General features: G+C 57.6%; 1 protein-coding gene. It reads right to left on the reverse strand.

What is annotated here, in order from left to right:
• Positions 1 to 16 precede the first annotated feature (16 nt).
• Positions 17 to 1,013 (reverse strand): IS66 family transposase (gene tnpC / locus F2P47_RS17540; protein ID WP_152217688.1); only part of this gene is annotated, 997 nt, incomplete at its 5' end.

Here is a 1,013-nt window from a genome sequence, read left to right on the forward strand (position 1 = left end):
GTAAGCGATGTTTCGTTCACACCTTGACTGGATAATTCCAAGGGAGCAGATCTTTGATCTGGCTTTGCTTGTGTCCGTTGACGATCCTGGTAAGGACATTAGTGAGCCAGGCCTGTGGATCGACGTCGTTGAGTTTGCAGGTCTCAACGAGCGAGGCGATGACGCCCCAGTTCTCGGCACCAGCATCATGACCTGCAAAGAGTGCGTTTTTCCGATTGATGGCTATTGGCCGGATGCTGCGCTCGACGCTGTTGTTGTCCACCTCGACGCGCCCGTCGGTCAGGAACAGGCAGAGCCCATCCCAGTATTTGGCAATATATTTGAGCGCCTCACCAAGCGGCGCCTTGGGTGAGACGCGGGCGCGGTGATGGACGAGCCATGTTTCCATGTTGGCGATCAGTGGTTTTGATCGAGCCTGTCGTACTGCCAGACGCGCCTCAGCGCTCAAGCCTGCGATGTCCTTTTCAATTTGATAGAGGGCCGCAATGCGGCCGAGCCCTTCCTCGGCAATCGGCGCGGTCGCATTTTGCGCAACCTCATAGAGCTTACGCCGCGCGTGGGCCCAACAATAGGCAAGCCGGATGTCCCCGCCGATGCGCTCGGGCCCAATCAGTCTGTTGTATCCGGTATAGCCATCAACCTGCAGAACCCCCGTGAAGCCCTGCAATATCCGTTCAGCATATTGGCCAGATCGCCCCGGCGCATAGGTGAAGGCAACACCGGGTGGGTCTTCACCGCCCCAAGGCCGGTCATCACGCGCCAGGGCCCAGAAGTAACCTGTTTTGGTTTTTCTGCGCCCCGGGTCCAGCACAGGCGCCCGCGTCTCATCCATAAACAGCTTTGAAGAGCATTTCAGATCGGCGATCAGCGCCTCAAATACAGGCTTCAGTTCGTATGCCGCCTTGCCAACCCAATCGGCCAGCGTGGATCGGTCCAAATCAATGCCCTGGCGGCTGTATATCTGCGCCTGTCGGTACAAGGGGAGATGATCGGCATATTTGGAGACCAGCACA

The sequence above is a fragment of the Parvibaculum sedimenti genome (assembly GCF_009184905.1).
In the GTDB taxonomy this organism is placed as follows: domain Bacteria; phylum Pseudomonadota; class Alphaproteobacteria; order Parvibaculales; family Parvibaculaceae; genus Parvibaculum; species Parvibaculum sedimenti.